We start from the raw sequence: 19,346 nt of genomic DNA, 5'->3' as shown, positions 1-19,346 counted from the left end.
CTCAGCTCAAGCCGAGCATCAGAAGTGATTCGGACTACCCCGCCGAGCGCCCACCTCCACCGCCACCTCCGCGCCCAGGCCCACCCCGGGCGCGAGCGGCAGGTCGTCCCCGGACCAGAACATCCCGGGGTCGTAGTAGTTCGTGGGCAGGTGGTCCGGCAGCAGGCCCATCGCGACGTACGTCGCCGCGACGACCTCCGCGCAGTAGGTCAGCTCCGCGGGGGCCTGGCGGCGCACGCGGCCGCGGGCCCAGCGCCCGACCAGCTTGGCGGTGCTGGGGAACGGCGTGCCGTCGAGGCGGGCGATCGTGCGGAGCACCGCGTCCTCCATCACCGAGGTGATGCCGTCCGGACCGGGGTCGAGCTGCCGGAGCCAGGCCTGCTGGTCGTAGCGGTCGTGCCACTGCACCACCGCCGCGCGCAGGTCGTGGAGCTGCACGCCGCGCTGGTGCTGCCCGGTCCACACGTCGACCAGGCCCTTGCCGAGCTCGGCGTGCCACATCAGCGGCGGCAGGTCGTCGAGGACCACCGCCATGCCGACGTGGTTGACCGGGGCGTTGGTGAGGACCCGGATAGCGTGGTCGGCGGTCGAGCGGCCGCGGAAGAGCCACAGGTCGCCGGTGCGGGTCAGGTCCACGGCCCGGTCGAGGTCGATCCGGCTGTCGGGTCGCATGGGAGGAGTCTGGGCCATGGGTCTGCTGGGTGGAGGACGGGACGGCGGGGGGCGGCTCGGCGGCGCGGGTCGCGGGCGCCTCTGGAAGGTCCTCGGCGTCGCCGGTCTCGCCGGGGTCGCCGCGACCGGGGTCGTCGTCGCGCGCGACCACCGCCGGCGTACCCAGATGTCGCCCGACGAGGTCCGCGACCGGCTCCGCGAGCGGCTGGCCGCGGCCGAGGATTCCGAGAGCTGAGCGGCCCCTGCGGCGGGATACTCCGAACGAGATGTCACCCTCAGCTCGAGCTGAGGGTGAGAAGAAGTTCGGACTACCCCGCGTCGCGCCCTACTGCCCCACCATCGCCCCGACCCGGGTCGGGCTGAACCCCGGGAACACCGCGGCCGTAGAGGCGCTCGTGCGGGCCCTGACCACCTCGGCGAGGACCGAGCGGTAGTCGGTGGTGACGGCCAGGTCGGCGTCGTGCGCCTTGACCAGACCCGGCCAGCTGCCGTGGTAGCCGGCCCTGACCCCGCCGCCGACGAGGAACATCACGTTCCCCCAGCCGTGGTCGGTGCCGTAGTTGTCGTTCTCGACGACCCGGCGACCGAACTCCGAGACCGTCACCAGCGTGACCCGGTCGGCGTGGGGGCCGAGGTCGGTGAAGAACGCGGCGATCGCCTCGGCCAGCTGCGAGGCGTTGGTGCGCATCCGGCCCCACGAGAGCGTGCCGATGTCGGTGTGCATGTCCCAGTCGCCCTGGTCGACGGTCACGAGGGAGACGCCGACGTCGCCGCGGATGGTGCGCGAGACCGAGGACAGCGCCTTGCCCAGGTCCGTGCCGGGGTACGACGAGGTGCGGTCGGCCTGGGCCTGTGCCGGCGCGATGTCCTCGACCGCGGCCATCGCGGCGCGCAGGGCCGGTGCGAGGGGGCTGCGGGAGGATCCCCACATGGTGCCGAGCGAGCGCACCCGCTCGCCGGTGGGGTCCCATTTGTCGTCGCCCGCGATGCCGACCTTGTCCAGCCGGCGGAAGCTCATGATCGGCTCGGGGCCGTAGAACGCTCCGGGGGTGTCGCCGACGGCCAGGCCCTGCAGCGGGGTGGAGCCGGGGAGCTCCCCGAGGAGCCGGTTGAGCCAGCCGATCCGCTGGGTCGAACCGGGGGCGGCGTCCTCGACGAGTTCCATGGCCGCGAAGTGCGAGCGGTTGGGCACCGCCATGCCGGTGGCGTGCACGGCGGCGACCTTGCCCGCGGTCCACAGCGGCACCAGGGCCTCCAGCGCGGGGTTGAGCCCGAAGAAGTCGTCGCGGACGAGCAGCTGGTCGGCAGCGACGGCGATCCGCGGCCGTGCCTGGTAGTACACCGGGTCGCCGTGCGGGACCACGAGCGAGAGCCCGTCGGCGGCGCCGCGCAGGGACAGCACCACGACGACGTTGCCGGTGGTGCCGGCGGCTGCGGCGCTGCGGCCCATCGAGACCACGGCGGAGCCGACGGTGAAGGAGGCCCCGGCGACGCCGAGACCACGCAGGAAGCCGCGTCGGCTGACGTCGGCGCCCAGGAACTCGGGGCAGCCGCAGGCGCCGGCAGGGGCGGGGGAGTGGGAGGTCGAGGTCACCGCGCTCACCGTTCGTAGTGGAGGGGGTGGTCGAGGAAGGCACCGAGCAGCCGGTTGAAGCGCCACTTCACCAGGGCGTGGTCGGCGGTGATCACCTCGGTGGGCGGCAGGGTCAGGGCGGTGCACATGGCCTTGAGCACGCCTGAGCTCGAGGGGCGGCCGTGGAGGCGGCGCGAGAGGTGGTCGACCAGCTCGGCGAAGGTGATCGGCAGCTCGGGGACCCAGTCGAGGGGCTGGCGGTAGGTCACGCCCTTCGAGGGCCACCAGCCCCCGGCCAGCGACCAGTGGACCTCCATCGAGGCCAGCGCCCGGGCCGGGGTGGCCCACGCCCGGCTGTCCATCGGCTGGCCGTCGGGGCGCGGCCACTCCATCGGGGCCAGGCCGATCGTGGAGGACTGCCACAGCACGGCATTGGCCGCGTCCTCGTCACCCCGGGGGCGCGCCACCTCGGCGCCGAGGGCGCGGTAGGTGGCGACGAGGTCCTCGGACGGGTCGCGCAGCTTCGCACCGCGCGAGCCCTTGAACTCGGGCGAGCGCACGAGCTCGCGCAGCACCGGGGCGATCGAGGTGCCGCTGGCCAGGTAGACCTGCGCGAGCCGCTCGACCAGCGCCGCGGGCGGGTCGTCGCGCACGAACTTGACCGCGAGCCGGCGCGCCAGGCGCCGCGCGGTCTCGGGCCGTCGCGCGAGGTGGGTCAGGTAGCGGCGTACGAGGTCGCGACCGTCGGGGTCGGCGTTGGGGTCGGCGAAGTCCCCCACGCGCACGGGCCCGGTCCAGTGGTCCTCGGGCCGGTAGGAGGCCTGCCAGGAGCGGTACACGTCGACGCGGTAGCCGGTCAGGATGCGCGCGGAGGCCTTGACGTCGTCCTCGGTGTAGGCGCCGACACCGACCGTGTGCAGTTCGAGCAGCTCGCGGCCGAGGTTCTCGTTGGGGGCGCGCTTGGTCGACGTCGCCTGGTCGAGGTACATCAGCATCGCCGGGTGCGTGACCGCCTCGAGCAGCATCTCGTCGAAGCGGCCCAGGGCGTGGCGGCGGATGACGTCGCCGTAGGAGGAGCGCCAGGTCGCGTGGGCGTCGCCGATCGCGGCCACGTGCAGGTGGGACTCGAAGAACTCCGTCATCACCTCGAGCACCTGGCGCGGCGAGGTCATGCGCCGCACCAGCAGCCGGCGGCCGTAGTCCCACATCACCTCCCACGACCCGCGCACGTCCTCGACCTGGCGCCGCCACACGGTGGCTGCGTCCAGGTGCAGGTCGGGCCACCAGTCGCCCAGGGCGGCGTCCGCCGCCGGGTCGTCGTACGCCGTCGCCAGCTGCCGGTCGAACCAGGCGAGGCCCCCGCCAGCGGCGCGCACCTCCGCCACCAGCCCGGGGGTCGTGCCGTAGCTGAAGCGGCTGACCACGTGGCGGTCGGCGGCGCTGAGCACCGGGGTGGCGGCGTACCGAGCAGGGCGGTACTTCTTGCGTGGAGCGGGCACGGGGGCGTTCCTCACGGCGGGGGTCCGAGAGCGTCCCGGCCAGGGATGCGCCGGGGAGCGACTCCACTGTCGCGGTTGCGGCCGGTGCTGTCGCGTGATCCGGCCCCTCCTACCCCTTGGGTCACCGAGATTGACCCGAAAGGACTATCTGGACTGCTCGCTCCCTGGCCCGCGTGGTGCCTGGTGTCCACGGCGCCCTGACCACTAGCGTCGCGGTGCGCCTCACCCGTCCGGGTCCCGCGAGGGACGCGGGGTCGGGGTCGCCACCCGACCACCCGACGCACCACCACCCGGAGGACCCGTGTCCGACCAGTATTCGCCGCCGCCCCCGCCGCCCTCGGAGCCGACCGGCTCGACGCCGCCCCCTCCGTCGGCTCCGGGCTGGGACGAGACGGCCGCGCAGCCGCCCGCCCCGGCGTACGCCGCCGCCCCGCCGGTCATGCCCGGTCAGATGGGCGCTGGCCCGATCGGTGAGGTGCGCAGCACCGGCACCGCGATCCTGCTCTACATCGTCACCTTCGGCATCTACGGCATCTACTACTGGTACAAGGTGCACGAGGAGATGAAGCGCCACTCGGGCCAGGGCATCGGCGGCGTCGTCGCTCTGGTGCTGGCGCTCTTCATCGGCATCGTCATGCCCTACCTCACCTCGGCCGAGGTCGGCGGGCTCTACAAGCGTCGCGGCCAGAAGGAGCCGGTCAGCGGCGCCACGGGCCTGTGGTACTTCCCCGGCATCTTCATCCTGGTCGGCCCGATCATCTGGTTCGTGAAGACCAACGGCGCGCTCAACGACTACTGGAAGTCGCTCGGCGCCCAGGGCTGAGCCGGCCCGTCGCGGCGGCCCGTCACCTCGCGGAGGTGGCGGGCCGCTGTGCTGCTCGCCGCAGGTCGGCTCAGAGGTCCCACAGGTGCCGGCTGCCCGGCACCAGGTCCAGGTCGCGGTCGGCGCCGATCCGGCTGACGCTGGCCATCAACTCGGTCATCCGCCGCGACAGCTCGGCGTCGTCGCCGCCGCTGCCGTAGAACGCGTGCACGTCGTGCATCCCCGCGGTCGGGAAGAGCTCCTCGACCAGGGCGTCCACGTGCGGCGGGTCCGGGTGGGAGCCCGGTAGCGGGGCCAGGCAGCGGTGCTGGAGGTACGCCGTGGTCGCCTGCGTCCGGATCGCGATCGGCGTGTGCTCGACCAGCCACCGGTGCAGCCAGGTCTCCTCGTCGAGCTCGGCCGGCCGCCGCAGCACCGCGGTGTTGGCCAGGGCGTCGGCCCGCGACCCGTCGTAGGTCTCCGCCGGGTCGACTCGCCGGCGCTCCTCGACCAGCCAGCCGGCCGTCGTGGCGCGCGCGGCCAGCACCCGGGCGGCGGCCTCGGGGTCCGGGCCCCAGACGCTCACCACCGCCCCGATCGGGTCGCCGGTGCCGAACCGCAGCGCCGGCGCGACGTGCTCGTCGTCGAGGTTGACCTGCAGCCGCAGCGCGCCCGCCGACCGCAGCTCCTCGCGGAGCGCGGCGTCGGTCAGCCTCGCGGGGAGGTCCTCGCCCCACACCAGGAACATCGCCTTCGGGGTGCTCGTGGGCAACCAGGTCGTCACGGCCCCAGCGTAGTAGAACGTGTTCTTGTTTGCTGCCTGTCGTGGAGGTGACCCGGCCCGGGAGTGCCTGGCCGGGTGCCCGGGCCGGGTGGTTTGCTGCTGGCGGCCCCTCGGCGCTCAGCCCGTGGCGGGCAGATCGTCGAGGGGGAGCGGGACTATCCGCTCCGGCAGGGCGAGGTGCACCAGGTCGCTGTTGATGCCTCCGCGGCGGCACGCGGCGTGGATCTCGGCCGCCCAGCGGCGGTCGGTCGCGTCGACCGGGTGCGACCCGGGACGCGACCGGGCCACCGCGACCCGGCCGTCGGGGGCAAGGTCGTCCAGCAGGTGGCGCAGCATGTGGACCAGGGAGTCCAGCTCGCGTGGATCCGGCTCCTCCGGGCAGCCCTCGAGCTCCACCAGCCCGGGCATCGGGTGGTCGTGCTCGTCGATGAGCAGCAGCCACAGGCTGTGCCCGGTGAGGCGCTCGCGCTCGAGCAGGTGCCGCCAGGTGCGCAGCAGCTGCACCTGGTCGTCGACCACCACGAGGTCCGAGGGGTCGAGTGGGTCGGGGTCGTTCGGGTCGGGGTCGATGAGGTCCGAGAAGTCCATGCCCCGCAGCCTGCACGGATCCGGCGTACGGCGTCGGGCGTCATCCACAGGCGCGGCCGATGAACCTTCCGACGCCGAGCTCCTCACAGCACCGAGCGGTACACCTCGACCGTCCGCTCGGCGATCGCCGGCCAGCCGAAGGACTCGACCGCCCGGGCACGGCCGGCGCGGCCCATGTCCGCAGCTCGCTCCGGCGAGGAGACGACCTCGAGGAGGGCGGCGGCGAAGTCGGCGACGTACCGCTCGGGGTCCAGCGGGGTGCCGGTGCCGTCGGTGGCCTGCTCGATGGGCACGAGCACGCCGGTGGTGCCGTCGACGACCACCTCCGGGATGCCGCCGGTGGCGGTGGCGACGACCGCGGTCTCGCAGGCCATCGCCTCGAGGTTGACGATGCCGAGCGGCTCGTAGATCGAGGGGCAGGCGAAGGCGGTGGCGCCGGAGAGCAGCGCAACCACGTCGGCGCGCGGCAGCATCTCGGGGATCCACACGACGCCCCCGTCAGGGCCGGAGCCCGACCCGCGACCGGCCCGCAGGGAGGCGACGAGCGCCTCGACCTCGGCCAGGATCTCGGGGGTGTCCGGCGCCCCGGCGCACAGCACGACCTGCACCTCCGGCGGCAGCTCGGCGCAGGAGCGCAGGAAGAGCGGCAGCCCCTTCTGCCGGGTGATCCGGCCGACGAAGACGACCGACGGCCGGTCCGGGTCCACACCGAGCCGGCGGCACGCGTCGGGGTCGGGCCGCGGCGACCACAGCGTGGTGTCGATGCCGTTGTGCACGGTGTGGACGCGGGCCGGGTCGATCGCGGGGTAGGAGCGCAGCACGTCCTCGCGCATCGCGGCCGACACCGCGACGACGGCGGCCGCGGACTCGTACGCCGTCCGCTCGACCCACGAGGAGAGCCGGTAGCCCCCGCCGAGCTGCTCGGCCTTCCAGGGCCGCAGCGGCTCCAGCGAGTGCGCGGTCACCACGTGGGGGACGTCGTGCAGCAGCGCGGCGAGGTGGCCGGCGTGGTTGGCGTACCAGGTGTGGCTGTGCACCACGTCGGTCCCCGCGCACGCGTCGGCCATCGCGAGGTCGACCCCCATCGTCCGCAGCGCGGCGTTGGCCCCGGCGAGCGACTCCGGCTCGGCGTACGACGACGTCAGCTCCTCCGAGCGCTGCGCGCCGAACGCGTGCACGCGCGCCTCGACGTCGTCGCGCTCGCGCAGCGCCCGCACGAGCTCGGCCACGTGCACCCCCGCGCCGCCGTAGATCTCCGGCGGGTACTCCTTGGTCAGCACGTCGACTCGCACGGCAGCGAACCTACTCGCCCCCGACGGACCCGGATACGGTGGCGGCATGAGCGCCAGCGCCGGCCGCAAGAAAGTCCTCGCCATCGTCCTGGCGGGCGGGGAGGGCAAGCGGCTGATGCCGCTGACCGCCGACCGCGCCAAGCCGGCGGTGCCGTTCGCCGGGATCTACCGGCTGATCGACTTCGCGCTGTCCAACGTCGTGAACTCCGGCTACCTCAAGGTCGTCGTGCTCACGCAGTACAAGTCGCACAGCCTGGACCGTCACGTCACGCAGACCTGGCGGATGTCGACGATGCTCGGCAACTACGTCGCCCCGGTGCCGGCCCAGCAGCGCGTCGGCAAGCACTGGTACCTCGGCTCCGGCGCCGCGATCTACCCGTCGCTCAACCACATCCGCGACGAGCAGCCGGACATCGTGGTCGTGGTCGGCGCCGACCACGTGTACCGGATGGACTTCTCCCAGATGGTCGCCCAGCACGTGGAGTCCGGCGCGGCCTGCACCGTCGCCGCGATCCGCCAGCCGATCGCGCTGGCCGACCAGTTCGGCGTCATCGACGTGCACGCCGAGGAGCCCTCGCGCATCCGCGAGTTCCTCGAGAAGCCCACCGACCCCGTGGGCCTGCCCGACAGCCCCGGCGAGGTGCTGGCCTCGATGGGCAACTACGTCTTCGACGCCGACGCCCTGGTCGAGGCCGTCACGCGCGACTCCAGCACCACCGGCTCCAAGCACGACATGGGCGGCGACATCGTCCCGGCCTTCGTACGTCGCTCGCAGGCGGGCGTCTACGACTACAAGGACAACGTGGTGCCCGGCGCGACGGCGCGCGACCAGGGGTACTGGCGCGACGTCGGGACCCTGCGCTCGTACTACGAGGCCCACATGGACGTCGTCTCCCCGATGCCGGTCTTCAACCTCTACAACACCGAGTGGCCCGTCTACACCTCCTACGGCCCGCAGCCCCCGGTGAAGCTGGTGCAGGGCGCCGGCGGCTCCCCGGCCACCACCGACGAGGCCGTGCTCTCCCCGGGCGTCGTGGTCAGCGGCGGCAAGGTCAGCCGCTCGGTGCTCTCGCCCGACGTGCGGGTCGAGGACGGCGCCGAGGTCACCGGCTCGGTGCTGCTGCACGGCGTCGTGGTCGGTGAGGGCGCGGTCGTGCGCAACACCATCCTCGACAAGAACGTCGTCGTTCCCCCGGGCGCGAGCATCGGCGTCGACCCCGAGGCCGACCGCGAGCGCGGGTTCCTGGTCACCGAGGGCCTCACCGTCCTCGGCAAGGACCAGCCCTTCCCCGCGTGACCCGCGTGACCCGCGTGACCCTCGTGGCCTCGCCCCGCCCGAGCTGCTGATGACCGAGCGACCACGCTTCTCGCGCGCCGAGCTGGAGTCCTTCCGCGACGCGGAGGTCCCCGACCTGCTCCCCGGGCCGGCCGACCCGCCGACCCGGCTGCTCTTCGTCGGCATCAACCCCGGTCTGTGGACCGCCGCCACGCAGACCCACTTCGCCCACCCCGGCAACCGCTTCTACCCCGCGCTGCTGCGTGCGGGGGTCATCACCGAGCCGGTCGACGCCGCCGCCGGGATGAGCGAGGAGGACCGGGACCGGTTCCGGGCCCGCGGCATCGGCATCACCAACCTGGTGCGTCGCGCCACGGTGCGTGCCTCGGAGCTGACCGCCCCCGAGCTGCGCGAGGGAGGAGCCGAGCTGGTGCGGCTGGTCGAGCGCGTGCGACCTCGCGTCGTCGCGGTCGCCGGCGTCACGGCGTACCGCCAGGCCTTCGCGCTGCCCAAGGCCGTGCCCGGGCGGCAGCCGGAGCCGATCGGGCCCGCCGAGCTGTGGGTCGTGCCGAACCCCAGCGGGCTCAACGCGCACGAGACCGTCGCCACGCTGGCCGAGGCGTACGCCGAGGTGGGGCGGGCGGCCGGGCTGTTGCCGCTGCAGCCCTGAGGCCCGGGCCGGCCGAGCCCCGCGGGGCAGCGGCTCAGTCGCGGCGGACGACGAGGGCGTTGGCGACGTTGCGCAGCACGGAGTCCGAGGGGTCGTTGAGGACCCGCAGCGTGCCGGAGCGGCGACCGACCATCGTGGTGGAGCCGCCGCCGTCGAGGTTGAGCGCCTCGTCGGCGCCGAGGTCCTGCATCATCCGGGCGAGCTCGACCATCGTGTAGCCGCGGCTCTCCTCGGAGCGGCCGTCGACGGCCAGCATCAGCACCTCGTTGGTGTCGCGGTCGATGCCGACCGCGGTGCGGGGGTGCATCTCGGCGTCGTCGACGACCATCACCTGGCCGTCGTCGATGAGCAGCTTGGAGCCAGTGATCACCAGCTGCGGGCGGCCGCGCAGCCACCAGGAGACGTGCGCCGGCCCGCGCCCCAGCTTGCGCAGCTCCACCGCACCCGGTCCGCGCCCGACCAGCACGATCCCGCGGATCTCGCGACCCGGGCGGAGCTTGCCGCGGTTGGCCACGACCCGGCCGTCGCGGATCTCGACCATCCGGATGTCGCGCTGCTGACCCTGGGTCACGGCGTAGCCGGGGGAGCGGCCCCACCGCGGCGTGTAGACGCCGATGCCGCCGGGCAGCACGAAGTGGCTGTTGACGTTGGTGACCCGCGCGCCCGGGCGCTCGCGGATGCGTCCGGTAAAGGTGACCTCGCCGAACTGCGGGCGGCCCTTCCGGGTCAGGTAGAAGCCCTGGTTCCACCCCGTCTCGCGGGCGTTCATCAGCCCGCTGCGCGGGGAGGCGCTCACGCCGAGCGGTGCGCCGGTGCGGCCGATGTCGTAGAAGTCGCCGTTGACGGCGGCCAGCACGCCGTTGCGACGCGCCATCGTCAGCACGTCCTCGACCGCGGCGACCCGGCCGGGGTTGACCACGTCCAGCCGCACGCCCGGGGTGTCGAGGTCGACCGCCAGCAGGTGCGCCTGGATCGGCCCGCGCGCGTCGGTCTGGCCCCAGCGGGTGTAGGTGACGCCCGGACCCATCGGCTGCTGCACCGGCGTGGTGCGCAGCAGCGGCGTCTGGTCCTTCGGGGAGACGTACGGCGCGATCGGGCCGCGTCGGCGGTCCGAGCTGTGCCGGGTGTGCCCGCTGTCCCCGAAGGCGGCGACCCGCGTCTGCCACTGCGCCCCCGCCGACCGCTCCCGGGAGCGGTCCTCACCCTGGGAGCCCGCGCTGGTGGCGGCCGGCAGGCCGGTCGCCACCAGGCCGCTCACCGCGAGGGCGGCGACGGCAGCGCGCAGGGTGACCGAGGACACCCGGGCATGTTACGTGAGTGACGGGTGTGACACGCCGAGCCGCGTGTCGCGCTCCCCGGGCCGGTCGGGCCGACCTCAGCGCATCGGCAGGTGGACGACCACGTCCTCGAGCAGGACCGCCGCCGACGTACGGCTGCCCATGCCGACGAAGGTGTCGCTGAGCGGGCTGGCCAGCAGGAAGAGCGACTGCCCCTCGGGGACCTCGACGCCCACGGCGGGCAGGTCGATGCGGACCTCCTCCCCGACCAGCGGCAGCTCGGCGCGGAAGGGCAGCACGTTGTTCTGCACCAGGGCCGCGTCGGCGGGCGAGGTGCCGACCGCGAGCCCGTAGAAAGCCCGGCTGTCGACGCCCAGCGTGGTGGCCAGGGCGGTGAGGTGGCTGCTGCCCGCGATGGTCAGCGGACCGGCCGCGATCTCGGTGGCGACCGGCACACCGGCGGTCGCGGTGGTGGCCACGGGGCCGATCGGGACCTCGGTGCGCGGGCGCACCGAGCGGGTCGTCACGCAGGTGTCGCTGGGGGTGGCGAGGTGGAAGCGGCCGTAGCCCGTCAGCGTCTTCGGGCCGCCGCGCAGCGCCCGGTCGAGGAAGCGCAGGGTCAGGTCGGTGAAGTCGCCGTCGGCGAGCTTCCGGGCGCACGGGTCGCCGTCGACGGCGATGCCCGAGGGCAGGACCGCCGGGAGCACGTGGCCACCGTTGTAGGCGGTGAAGATGCTGCGCTTGCGCGCCCGCTTCGTCAGCGCGACGTCCCAGTTGCGGATCGCCTGCTCGAGCGGGAAGAGGGTATCGGTGGTGCCCTGCCCGAAGAGCACGGGCACGTCGATCCTCGCGCCCTGCGCGACCTGCCACTTCGGCCCGTTCTTCTCCATGAACGCCACCATGTCCTCGGTGCCCGGGACCGAGCCGTCGGGCCAGGTGCCGAGGGCGGCGCCCTCGACGAGTGCCTTGTAGACGTTCTCCGGCAGCGCCTGGCTGGGCAGCGAGGCGGCCGAGAGCAGCAGCGCCCACTCGGTGCGGACCGTGTCGCTCGGGGCCAGGCTCTCGTTGAGGTCGTGCCAGGTGATCTCGGGGACCAGCGCGTCGACGACCTGACGCCCGGTCGCCCGGATCTCCTCGAAGGCCATGAGGAACTGGTAGCCGCCGCCGTACGAGCCGCCGATCGCGCCGATGCGGGGATCGCCGGGACCGTCCTGGAGCACCCAGGGGAGCTCGCTGACCAGCTCGACCAGCGCGCGGACGTCCTTGCCCTCGAAGTCGGGGTTCTCCACGTGCGCCTTGCCACCGGACTCCCCGAAGCCACGCTGGTCGAAGGAGAGCACGCCGTAGCCGGCGTCGGTGAAGCGCTGCGCCTGCTCCGGTGTCGTCCACCGCGAGCCACCCCACCCGTGCGACTGGAAGACCAGCGGCACCGGACGTCGCTTGCTGGCGCCGGCCGGCTTGAAGACCGAGTAGCAGATGTCGACCGGTTCGCTCGTGCCCGGCTCCGGCACGCTCTGCAGGCAGCCGTCGGTCTGCTCGACCGCGCGGCCGGCTGTCGCGGCCGCGGCGGCCGGTGCCGCGGTGCCGGAGGCGGCTGGCGCGGCGGGCACCAGCCCCAGGGAGGTGGCGGCCAGGACGGTGCCCAGGCCTGCGGCGAGGACGGCTCGGGTGCTGCGACGCACGGTGGTGCTCCTAGTGCTGGGGACGTCGGGACGACGTGGTTGCCCGGGACAACGAGAGACGCCCGTCACAGGTCACGAGCCCGCGACGTGGTCGGCCTCGCACGAGGGGGGACGGCGACGGCGTACGGTCGCGGGGTGGGCGCGTGGAACACCCTCCTCGAGGGGGACAACCTCGCGGTGCTCGGGCGGCTGGCCGCGGAGGGCGCTCGCTTCGACTTGGCCTACCTCGACCCGCCGTACAACACCGGCAGTGCGCTGACCTTCTCCGACCGCGCGACCTCGCACGCGACGTGGGTGGAGCACCTGCGGCCGCGGCTGGAGGCCGTGCGAGCGGTGCTGGAGCCGACGGGAGCGGTCTTCGTCAGCATCGACGACCACGAGGTGGCCCGCACCCGGCTGCTGCTGGACGAGGTGATGGGCGAGGAGCAGTTCCTCGCGCAGGTGGTGGTCGAGCTCAACCCCAAGGGCCGCCAGCTGGGGCCGGGGTTCGCGACCAGCCACGAGTACCTGCTGGTGTACGCCGTCGCGCGCGCCTCGTGCGCGCTGGACGCCTCCACGAGCGAGACGGTCGACCCGGCGGACTTCCCGCACCTCGACGAGGCGAGCGGCCGGCGCTACCGGTTGCTGCCGCTGCGCAACACCAACAAGAAGTTCAACCCCACGACCGCGCGGACCCTGCACTACCCGCTGTGGGGCGACCCCGCGACCGGCCGCGTCCGCACCACCGCCTTCGACGGCGAGCAGGGCCCGGCGCTCGAGATCGTGCCGGTCTTCGGCGACGGCTCGCCCGCCGTGTGGCGCTGGAGCCCCCCGCGGGTCGAGGAGCGCCCCGACGACCTGGTCTGCCGCGTCGTCCAGGGCCGGCGCGGTGAGCGGGTCGACGTCTACCAGCGCGACTGGCTGCACGAGGGCCGACGCAAGAAGCTGCGGACCGTCTGGCTGGCCGAGGAGGTCGGCTCCACCGACACCGCGGTGGCCGAGCTCAAGGCGCTCGTCGGCCCGGTCTTCGCCTCGCCCAAGCCCACGGGGCTGCTGCGCCGGGTGCTCGGCACCTTCCCCGACGACGCGCGCGTGCTCGACCCGTACGCCGGCAGCGGCACCACCGGGCACGCCCTCGCCCTGCTCAACAGCGAGGACGGCGGCCGTCGCACGTGCACCTCGATCAACCTCCCCGAGCCGGTGCCGCCCGGCTCGCCCGCGGCGGCCGCGGGCCTGGTCACGGTCGCCGACGTCACCCGCGCCCGGCTCCGGGCCGTCGCGACGGCGTACGGCGGTGGGCTGGACGAGCGGGTCGGCTGACCCGGTCGGACGGGGCGGTCAGGCGACCCCGACCGCCTCCTCGAGGTTCGCGACCTCGTCGTCGAGGAAGCCGAGGAGGCGCTGCAGGTGCGGCACCGTGCGCCGGCAGCCGGTGAGCCCGAAGCCCAGCTGGCCGTCGTAGGAGGTGCAGGTGATGTTGAGCGCCATGCCGTTGATCGGGATCGACAGCGGGTAGGTGCCGGTGAGCCGGGCGCCGTTCCAGTAATGGGTCGTGCGCGGGCCGGGCACGTTGCTGATGATCAGGTTGTACGGCGGGCGCACGATGCCTTCCATCCGCAGCAGCGGCGCGAGGATCATCGGCGCCTGGCCGAGCGCGCTCATCGCGAGGATCTGCGTCTGGGTCATCGACGACAGCGCCTCCTTGCCGTCGCGCATCGACAGGTGGATCCGGTCCAGGCGCTGCGCCGGGTCCGCGACGTGCGTGGCGAGCTGGACCATGATCGAGCCGACCGCGTTGCCGCCGTCGCCGGAGGCCACCTGCGACTGCTTGGCGTTGAGGCCCACCGGCACCATCGCGACCATCGGGTCCTCGGGCAGCGCGTCGAGCTCGAGGAGGTAGGTGCGCATCGCGCCGGCGCACATGGCGAGCACGACGTCGTTGAGCGTGGTGCCCGAGGCCTTGGCGATCGCCTTGAGCCGCTCGATCGGCCAGTCGTCGGCGGCGAAGCGCCGGGCGCCGGTGATGGACTGGTTGAAGATCGTGCGCGGGGTGTGGAAGGAGACCGCGGAGGTCTGGTTGCGCACGCCCTTGGACAGGGTGCGCACCAGGGCGCCGGGCATGCCGGCGGCCTCGGAGGCGATGCCGAGCGCGGTGCGCAGGGCCGCCGCCGGGACCTCGGGGAGGCTGCCGCCGCCGTCCTCGGCGGGCTTGCGGCGCGGCCGCGACTGCTTCGCCCAGGGAGCGCCCATGTCGCGCTCGTCGGGGTCGGTCGACAGCACGCTCTGCATGAGCCGCATCGCCGAGACGCCGTCGACGAGGGCGTGGTGGATCTTGGTGTACATCGCGACCTTGCCGTCGGCCAGGCCCTCGATCACGTGCGCCTCCCACAGCGGCCGCTCCCACGCCAGGCGGGTCGAGTGCAGGCGGGAGCAGAGCTCGAACAGCTCGCGGTAGCGCCCGGGCTGCGGCAGCGCGCTGTGCCGCACGTGGTGCTCGATGTCGAACTGCTGGTCGGGGCGCCACACGAGCTGGGCGGCCGTCTTGGCGGAGCGGTGCGGGTGCTTGAGGAAGAGCGGGGAGATCTCCTCGGTGCCGCGCATCGACTCGAACATCTCCCGGATGTAGTCCGGGCCCGCGCCCTCGGGCTTCTCGAACAGCTGCAGCCCACCCACGTGCATCGGCATCGATCGGTTCTCGGAGAGGAGGAACGCGGCGGAGGTGGGGTCGATGACGGAGACCACGAGGTGCCTTTCGATGGGTGGAGCCGGTGGAGCGCGGTGAGGGGGTGCTGCCCGCGGGGGCCGGGTGGCGATCCTCCTCCGGCGTGACGCCTGTCACAAGCACCCACCTACGGGTGAGAACGCCCGAGCCTCCCGCAGGTGACGGTGGGCCCGTCAGTCGTCCACAGGACGGACCTGCCCGGCCTCCTCCCCAGCCCGTCGTACGCCGGGCCGCGGACGCCCCGCGCGCTGCCAGCGTGTCCCCTGCAGCGCGCCGGACCCGCCGGCGCCGGACCCTCGGGAGACCCGCATGACCACCACGACCCAGCCCGCCCAGCCCCGCCAGTCCGCCCGCCGGCGGTCGCTGCTGGCCCGCGCCAGCCTCGCCGTCTCGGCCGCCCTCGCGGCGCTGCTGGTGACGGCTGCCTCCGGGGGCGCCGCGCCCGACGCGAAGGCCCCGGCACCCGACACCATCGTGAAGGTCACCGGCAACGCAGCCGAGGGCTTCGGCATCGAGTACTACGACGGCTCCTCCGCCTTCCCGCCGACCGACTCCGAGGCGATGGCGGAGTGCCAGGAGTACACCGCCAAGGTCGGCCGCATCCGCTGCCGCGTCGAGGTCAAGACGTGGTACCGCGACCTGGTCGACACCAAGCGCGCGATCAAGCACGCCCGCCGCAGCTGAGCCGCCGGCCGCCGCCCCGGCTCACAACGAGTCGCGCAGCTCCTGCACGACGGAGTCGACCACGGCGACCAGGTCGCCCCCCGTGCGCTCGGCCACCGCCCGCTGGCGCTGGTAGGAGGCCCCGCGCTCGACGAGTCCCAGGACCCCCTGGAGCTCCTCGGCGCAGCCCAGGCGCTCGGCGACCGGGGCCAGTCGCGCGACCAGGTCCACCAGGTCGTCGGTGACCAGGCGCTCGCTGGAGTCGGCGTCGAGGATGACGATGGCGTCGAGGCCGTAGCGCGCCGCGCGCCACTTGTTCTCCTGCACGTGCCAGGGGGGCAGGACGGCGAGCCGATCCCCGCGCGCGACCCGCTCGTCGAGGTCGACGACCAGGCAGTGGCACAGCGCGGTGAGGGCCGCGAGCTCGGTGAGGGTGGAGACCCCGTCGCAGACCCGGTTCTCCAGGGTGCCGAGGTGGGGTGCGGGGCGGACGTCCCAGCGGATCTCGCTCAGCTCGTCGATGACGCCGGTCGTCAGCTGGTCCTGGGCGAAGGACTCGAACTCCGCCCAGGTCTGGAACTGGAAGGGCAGCCCGGCCGTGGGCAGCTGCTGGAACATGAGCGCCCGGTTGGACGCGTAGCCGGTGTCGGTGCCCGCCCAGATCGGCGAGGAGGCCGACAGCGCCTGGAGGTGGGGGTAGTAGGTGAGCAGCGCCGAGAGCACCGGCATGACCCGGTCGCGCTCGGGGAGGCCGACGTGCACGTGGACGCCCCAGATGAGCATCTGCCGCCCCCACCACTGGGTGCGGTTGATCAGCTCGGCGTACCGGTGGCCCTCGGTCAGCTGCTGGGTGGTCCAGGAGGCGAAGGGGTGGGTGCCGGCGCCGTAGAGGTCCAGGTCGAGCCCGTCGGCGACCGGGACGACGGCCTCGACCGTGGCGCGCAGGTCACCCATCGCCTCCGCGACCGTGCCGCAGACCCCGGTGACGGCCTCGACGGTGTTGCGCAGCAGCTCCTTGTGCAGCTTGGCCGGGTCGGGCAGCCGGCCCGCGGCGGCCGCGAAGAGCTCGTCGGCGTCGTTGCGCAGGTCGCGCGAGCGGCGGTCGACGAGGCCGAGCTCCCACTCGACGCCCAGGGTGGGCTCGGGGGAGCCCCGGAAGTCGATCCGCACCCGCCCAGCGTTCCACACCGCGACCCACCACCGCGTGTCCAGGCTCACGTGCCGTGGCTCCGGGTGACGGCTTGGGGCGTCGCGGCGGACCCTGACACGATCAGCCGGTGGACGCGCGCGAGGTGAACCTGGGCCTGGACCTGTGCCTGCGCGTCGGTGAGCTGCTGCTCTCCAGCGGAGCCGGCGCCGCCGACGTGACGGCGACGATGCAGTCGTTGTCCTTCGCGCTCGGCCTGCGGGGCGCGCAGACCGACATCACGTTCACGTCGCTGTCGATGACCTACCAGGACACCCCCGACGACCTGCCGATCGTGAGCACGCGCCAGGTCAAGCAGCGCGCCATCGACTACGAGGACCTCACCCGTGTCGACCACCTCGTGCGCGACGTGCTCCGCGGCGAGCTGGACCTGCGCGGGGCGCGCACGGAGCTGGGCCGGATCACCTCCACCGGCCACCCGCGGCACCGGTGGGCGGTGACCCTGGGCTGGGGCGTCATGTGCTCGGGCGTGGGCCTGCAGCTCGGGGGAGACGCGGTCGTGGTCGGCCTGGCGGCGCTCGCGGCGATCACGATCGACCGGCTGCAGCTGCGGATGGCCCGACGCCGGATGCCCGCCTTCTACCAGCAGGTGGTGGGCGGCGGGGTCGCGACGCTGATCGCGCTCGGCGTCGGCGCGACCCCGGTCAGCGTCGACGTGTCCCAGGTCGTGACCGCCAACATCATCATGCTGCTCGCCGGCATCGGCTTCATGGGCGCCCTGCAGGACGCCCTCACCGGCTTCTACGTCACCGCCACAGCCCGCCTCACCGAGGCGTTCCTGGCGACGGCCGGCATCATCGCGGGCGTCTCGGGCGGGCTCTCGATCGGTCGCGTGCTCGGGCTGGAGATCCCGCGCCTCCAGCCGGGTCAGTACACCCTCCAGAGCGTCGGTGTGCTGGCGCTCGGCTCGGCCATCGCGGCGGCGGCCTTCGCCTTCTCCTGCTACGCCCCCAAGCGGATCCTCGGCCCGATCGCGCTGGTCGCGGGGACGGCGATCACCATCAGCGGGATCCTCCAGGAGGCCGGGCTGGCTCGTGCCTGGGGCATCGCGATCGCGGCGTTCTTCGTCGGCCTGGTCAGCTTCGCGATCGCCGGCCGGATGCGGGTGCCGCCCTTGGTCGTGGTCGTCTCGGCGATCGTGCCGATGCTCCCCGGCCTGTCGATCTACCGCGGCCTCACGCTGCTGGGCGAGGGCGGCTCCAGCGTTCCCGAGGGCCTGCTGGCGATGTCCGCGGCCATCTCGGTGGCGATCGCGCTGTCCTCCGGGGTGATCCTGGGGGAGTACGTCGCCCAGCCGCTCAAGCGTGAGGCGGCTCGGCTCGAGTCCCGCCTCACCGGCCCCCGCCTCGTCGGTCCGGTCGACCACTCCGAGCGTCGCGACCTGTGGCGACGCCGTCGGAACGCACCGCTCCCCGCCGGGTCCGAGGACCCGACGGGGAGGCGGCGCCGTCGCAGCCGCGCCCGGCAGGGCGGCTAGGGCGTCGCTGCGACTGCTCGCGTGAGCGGGGAGGAACCTGCTCAGCCGCGGCCGGAGAGCTGCTCCTCCGGCTCCTCGGTCGCCAACCCACGACGGGCCCGCTGGCGGGCGGTGCCGCCGACGATCCGGGCGGGGGTGTCCTCGCCGTACTCGTGCTCGTGGCCGGCCAGCACGCCACCGTCCTCGTCGCGCACCCGGAACGGGATGGCCCCGCCGACCTCGACGGCGTGACGCTCCTGCCCGCGCGTGGCCCGCAGGCTGGCGGCGATCGAGACGCCGATGATCGTGGAGATGACCGCCAACGAGATCGTCGTCGGGACGTAGTAGACGTCGATCTTGAGCAGCATCTTCACGCCGACCCACATCAGGACCAGGGCCAGGCCGACCTTGAGGTAGACGAAGCGGTGGACCAGGTCGGCGAGCAGGAAGTACATCGCCCGCAGGCCCAGGATCGCGAAGGCGTTGGCGGTGAAGACCAGGAAGACCTCGTCGGTGACCGCGAAGATCGCGGGGATCGAGTCGACCGCGAAGATCACGTCGGTGACCTCGACCAGCACCAGCACCGCGAGCAGCGGGGTGGCCACGAGCAGCCCGTTGTGGCGCACGAAGAAGCGCTGGCCGCGGTACTCCTCGACCATCGGGATGCTCCTGCGGAACAGCGAGAGCACCTTCGACCTCGACGGGTCGATGTGGCTGTCGCGTTGGCGCAGCATCTTGTAGCCGGTCACCAGCAGGAACGCCGCGAAGAGGTAGAGGATCCAGGCGAAGTTCTCGATCAGCGCGGCACCGCCGGCGATGAAGATGCCTCGGAAGACCAGGGCGCCGACGACGCCGTAGAAGAGCACCCGGTGCTGGTACTCCCGGGGGACGGCGAAGAAGCTGAAGATGATCGCCCAGACGAAGACGTTGTCGACGGCCAGGGACTTCTCGATCAGGTAGCCGGCGTAGTACTGCTGTCCGTACTCCGCGCCGTACTGCCACCAGATGACGCCGCCGAACGCGACGCCGAAGGCGACCCAGACCGCTGACCAGGTCGCGGCCTCGCGCACGCTGATCGCGTGCGCGTCGCGGTGCATGAACAGGTCGAGCGCGAGCATGGCGACGATCACGCCCAGCACGGCGAACCACGCCCAGAAGGGGACATCCATCGGGGACCTCGTTTCATCTCGGTGAAACGAAGGTC

General features: G+C 73.3%; 18 protein-coding genes. 7 read left to right on the top strand and 11 right to left on the bottom strand.

The genetic code is table 11. From position 1 onward, the window contains the following. Positions 1 to 18: 18 nt before the first annotated feature. The gene (locus Q1V71_RS16515; protein WP_300645190.1) at positions 19 to 672 is read right to left on the bottom strand and encodes a hypothetical protein; all 654 of its coding nucleotides are present in this window, start codon (positions 670 to 672) and stop codon (positions 19 to 21) included. Between the two features lie 16 nt (positions 673 to 688). Here Q1V71_RS16515 and Q1V71_RS16510 point away from each other — a divergent pair, with 16 nt between their 5' ends. Beyond that, a complete protein-coding gene (locus Q1V71_RS16510; RefSeq protein ID WP_300645188.1) occupies positions 689 to 907 on the top strand; it encodes a hypothetical protein in 219 nt (72 codons plus the stop codon). A 90-nt stretch (positions 908 to 997) separates the two neighbouring features. Here Q1V71_RS16510 and Q1V71_RS16505 read toward each other — a convergent pair whose 3' ends face one another. Together Q1V71_RS16505 and Q1V71_RS16500 are read right to left on the bottom strand one after the other, a co-directional pair. After that, positions 998 to 2,275 carry a DUF1501 domain-containing protein gene (locus tag Q1V71_RS16505; RefSeq protein WP_300645187.1) on the bottom strand — a complete coding sequence of 426 codons (1,278 nt, stop codon included), beginning with the start codon at positions 2,273 to 2,275 and terminating at the stop codon, positions 998 to 1,000. Further along, positions 2,272 to 3,744 (bottom strand): DUF1800 domain-containing protein, encoded by a 1,473-nt coding sequence (locus Q1V71_RS16500; protein WP_300645185.1) that lies wholly within the window; start codon positions 3,742 to 3,744, stop codon positions 2,272 to 2,274. Before Q1V71_RS16500 ends, Q1V71_RS16505 begins: the two co-directional genes overlap by 4 nt. A gap of 301 nt (positions 3,745 to 4,045) precedes the next feature. Here Q1V71_RS16500 and Q1V71_RS16495 point away from each other — a divergent pair, with 301 nt between their 5' ends. Beyond that, positions 4,046 to 4,567: a DUF4234 domain-containing protein gene (locus Q1V71_RS16495; protein ID WP_300645184.1), complete on the top strand. Its 522-nt coding sequence runs from the start codon at positions 4,046 to 4,048 to the stop codon at positions 4,565 to 4,567. A gap of 70 nt (positions 4,568 to 4,637) precedes the next feature. Here the strand turns inward: Q1V71_RS16495 and Q1V71_RS16490 are convergent, their stop codons facing one another. The 3 genes from Q1V71_RS16490 to glgA all read right to left on the bottom strand — a co-directional run bounded on the left by Q1V71_RS16490 (position 4,638) and on the right by glgA (position 7,210). Then, positions 4,638 to 5,330, bottom strand: coding sequence for a hypothetical protein (locus Q1V71_RS16490; protein WP_300645183.1), 693 nt, complete (start codon positions 5,328 to 5,330; stop codon positions 4,638 to 4,640). Between the two features lie 117 nt (positions 5,331 to 5,447). Next, positions 5,448 to 5,918: a hypothetical protein gene (locus Q1V71_RS16485; RefSeq protein ID WP_300645182.1), complete on the bottom strand. Its 471-nt coding sequence runs from the start codon at positions 5,916 to 5,918 to the stop codon at positions 5,448 to 5,450. 83 nt (positions 5,919 to 6,001) lie between these two features. Further along, positions 6,002 to 7,210 (bottom strand): glycogen synthase, encoded by a 1,209-nt coding sequence (gene glgA, locus Q1V71_RS16480; RefSeq protein WP_300645180.1) that lies wholly within the window; start codon positions 7,208 to 7,210, stop codon positions 6,002 to 6,004. A 46-nt stretch (positions 7,211 to 7,256) separates the two neighbouring features. Here glgA and Q1V71_RS16475 point away from each other — a divergent pair, with 46 nt between their 5' ends. Further along, positions 7,257 to 8,507 carry a glucose-1-phosphate adenylyltransferase gene (locus Q1V71_RS16475; RefSeq protein WP_300645179.1) on the top strand — a complete coding sequence of 417 codons (1,251 nt, stop codon included), beginning with the start codon at positions 7,257 to 7,259 and terminating at the stop codon, positions 8,505 to 8,507. A 49-nt stretch (positions 8,508 to 8,556) separates the two neighbouring features. Further along, the gene (locus Q1V71_RS16470; RefSeq protein ID WP_300645178.1) at positions 8,557 to 9,156 is read left to right on the top strand and encodes a mismatch-specific DNA-glycosylase; all 600 of its coding nucleotides are present in this window, start codon (positions 8,557 to 8,559) and stop codon (positions 9,154 to 9,156) included. A 34-nt stretch (positions 9,157 to 9,190) separates the two neighbouring features. Here the strand turns inward: Q1V71_RS16470 and Q1V71_RS16465 are convergent, their stop codons facing one another. Together Q1V71_RS16465 and Q1V71_RS16460 are read right to left on the bottom strand one after the other, a co-directional pair. Then, positions 9,191 to 10,456, bottom strand: coding sequence for a phosphodiester glycosidase family protein (locus Q1V71_RS16465; RefSeq protein WP_300645177.1), 1,266 nt, complete (start codon positions 10,454 to 10,456; stop codon positions 9,191 to 9,193). 75 nt (positions 10,457 to 10,531) lie between these two features. Then, positions 10,532 to 12,115, bottom strand: coding sequence for an alpha/beta fold hydrolase (locus Q1V71_RS16460; protein WP_300645176.1), 1,584 nt, complete (start codon positions 12,113 to 12,115; stop codon positions 10,532 to 10,534). Positions 12,116 to 12,250: 135 nt separating this feature from the next. Between Q1V71_RS16460 and Q1V71_RS16455 the strand changes: the two genes are divergently transcribed. Continuing rightward, complete coding sequence (locus Q1V71_RS16455) at positions 12,251 to 13,414, top strand: site-specific DNA-methyltransferase (RefSeq protein WP_300645175.1); 1,164 nt, start codon at positions 12,251 to 12,253, stop codon at positions 13,412 to 13,414. Positions 13,415 to 13,432: 18 nt separating this feature from the next. On the opposite strand, the gene Q1V71_RS16450 is transcribed toward Q1V71_RS16455, so the two are convergent. Beyond that, entirely contained in the window at positions 13,433 to 14,836 is a 1,404-nt protein-coding gene (locus Q1V71_RS16450; RefSeq protein WP_300645174.1) for a wax ester/triacylglycerol synthase family O-acyltransferase, read from the bottom strand. Between the two features lie 289 nt (positions 14,837 to 15,125). On the opposite strand from Q1V71_RS16450, the gene Q1V71_RS16445 reads away from it, so the two are divergent. After that, complete coding sequence (locus Q1V71_RS16445; RefSeq protein ID WP_300645173.1) at positions 15,126 to 15,500, top strand: hypothetical protein; 375 nt, start codon at positions 15,126 to 15,128, stop codon at positions 15,498 to 15,500. Between the two features lie 21 nt (positions 15,501 to 15,521). Here the strand turns inward: Q1V71_RS16445 and Q1V71_RS16440 are convergent, their stop codons facing one another. Next, the gene (locus tag Q1V71_RS16440) at positions 15,522 to 16,697 is read right to left on the bottom strand and encodes a glutamate--cysteine ligase (RefSeq protein ID WP_300645172.1); all 1,176 of its coding nucleotides are present in this window, start codon (positions 16,695 to 16,697) and stop codon (positions 15,522 to 15,524) included. A gap of 59 nt (positions 16,698 to 16,756) precedes the next feature. Here Q1V71_RS16440 and Q1V71_RS16435 point away from each other — a divergent pair, with 59 nt between their 5' ends. Next, entirely contained in the window at positions 16,757 to 18,163 is a 1,407-nt protein-coding gene (locus tag Q1V71_RS16435; protein WP_300645170.1) for a threonine/serine exporter family protein, read from the top strand. 41 nt (positions 18,164 to 18,204) lie between these two features. Here the strand turns inward: Q1V71_RS16435 and Q1V71_RS16430 are convergent, their stop codons facing one another. Next, entirely contained in the window at positions 18,205 to 19,311 is a 1,107-nt protein-coding gene (locus Q1V71_RS16430) for a TerC family protein (RefSeq protein ID WP_300645168.1), read from the bottom strand. Between the last annotated feature and the right edge of the window lie 35 nt (positions 19,312 to 19,346).

Origin of the sequence: Nocardioides sp. (assembly GCF_030149505.1) — a bacterium.
In the GTDB taxonomy this organism is placed as follows: Bacteria; Actinomycetota; Actinomycetes; order Propionibacteriales; family Nocardioidaceae; genus Nocardioides.
This window is presented reverse-complemented; position numbering and strand designations above follow the sequence as displayed.